The organism is Caldimonas sp. (assembly GCF_046289365.1).
GTDB lineage: Bacteria > Pseudomonadota > Gammaproteobacteria > Burkholderiales > Burkholderiaceae_C > Caldimonas.
In genome coordinates this window covers 10,800-12,571 of sequence record NZ_JBKBVU010000089.1, presented here as the reverse complement: position 1 = coordinate 12,571, position 1,772 = coordinate 10,800, and the positions used below count along the sequence as shown (strand labels likewise).

The window sequence follows — 1,772 nt, the reverse complement described above, 5'->3', positions numbered from 1 at the left end:
TAGAAGGCGTAGATCAGCTCGTCATCGACGAGCACATCCTGACGGCGCGACTTGTGCTCGAGGTCCTCGACCTGGCGGATCAGCTTGCGGTTGTGGGACAGGAAGGGCAGTTTCGTCTCCCACTCGCCCGCGACCAACGCCTCGCGGATGAAGATTTCGCGCGCTGCTGCTGGATCGACCTTGCCGAAGCTCACCCGCCGTTGGTTGTAGACCACCAGGCCATAGAGGGTGGCGCGCTCCAGCGCCACCACCTCGGCGGCCTTCTTTTCCCAGTGCGGGTCCAGCAACTGGGTCTTGAGCAGGTGGCCGGCGACCCAGGGAATCCATTGCGGGTCGATCGCCGCCAGCCCCCGCCCGTACAGCCGCGTGGTCTCGACCAGCTCGGCGGCCACCAGCCAGCGTCCCGGCTTCTTGCTCAGGTGTGCTCCGGGGTGACGCCAGAACTTGATGCCCCGCGCCCCCAGGTACCAGTCGTCCTCGTCACTCTTGCAGCCCACATTGCCCAGCAGTCCGGCCAGCATTGCCACGTGGATCTGCTCGTAGGTGGCCGCGCTGGCGTTGAGCTTCCAGCCGTGCTCGGCCACCACCGTGTGCAGTTGGGCGTGGATGTCACGCCACTCGCGCACGCGGCGAGGGGAGATGAAGTGCTCGCGCAGCAGTTGCTCGTATTTGCGGTGTGACAGGCGGTGCTCGCCATGGCCGCCACGGCTGTCCTCCAGCCATTTCCACAGCTTGAGATAGCCCATGAACTCCGACTTCTCGTCGTCGAACTTGCGGTGCTTCTCGTCGGCCGCCTGCTGCTGGTCCAGCGGGCGGTCGCGCACGTCTTGCACGCTCAAGGCCGAGGCGATCACCAGCACCTCGGCCAGGGACTGGCGCTGCCGCGCCTCCAGAATCATGCGTCCCACACGAGGGTCCAGCGGCAGCCTGGACAACTCCTTGCCGATGGGGGTGAGCTCGTTGGCCTCATCCACCGCGTTGAGTTCGCCCAGCAGCGCATAGCCGTCGGCGATCGCCTTGCGCGGCGGCGGCTCCAGGAACGGGAAGTCCTCCACCTGCCCCAGGCCCAGCGCCTTCATGCGCAGAATCACACCGGCCAGCGAGGACCGCAAGATCTCAGGATCGGTGAACCGAGGCCGACCGGCAAAGTCGTTCTCGTCATACAGACGGATGCACACACCGTTGGCCACGCGACCGCAGCGGCCGGATCGCTGCTGGGCCGCCGCCTGGCTGATGGGCTCCACCTGCAGTTGCTCGACCTTGTTGCGATAGCTGTAGCGCTTCACGCGCGCCAGGCCCGAGTCGATGACGTAGCGGATGCCGGGCACCGTCAGCGAGGTCTCGGCCACGTTGGTGGCCAGCACGATGCGTCGCCCGTCGCCGGGCTCGAACACCCGGTCCTGCTCGGCCTGAGACAGCCGCGCAAACAGCGGCAGGATCTGCGCATGCCGGTGCGCCGGCTGGTGCGACAGGTGCTTGCGCAGGTGATCGGCCGCCTCGCGGATCTCGCGCTCGCCGGGCAGGAAGACCAGGATGTCGCCCGGGCCTTCGCGCCAGAGTTCGTCCACCGCATCGGCGATGGCGTCGTTGAGGTCGAAGTCCCGGCTCTCCTCAAAGGGCCGCCAGCGCAGCTCCACCGGGTACAGCCGCCCGGACACCTGAATCACCGGTGCCGGCCCCTGCCGGCCGGCGAAGTGCTGCGCAAAGCGCTCGGCGTCGATCGTGGCCGAGGTCACGATGACCTTCAGATCCGGCCGGTGCGGCAGGATCTG

The 1,772-nt window shown here is 67.3% G+C and carries 1 protein-coding gene; it reads right to left on the bottom strand.

Annotated features, from left to right (window positions below; all coding sequences use genetic code 11):
* Nucleotides 1–1,772 (bottom strand): ATP-dependent RNA helicase HrpA (gene hrpA / locus ACK42S_RS10370; RefSeq protein ID WP_409706677.1); only part of this gene is annotated, 1,772 nt, incomplete at both ends.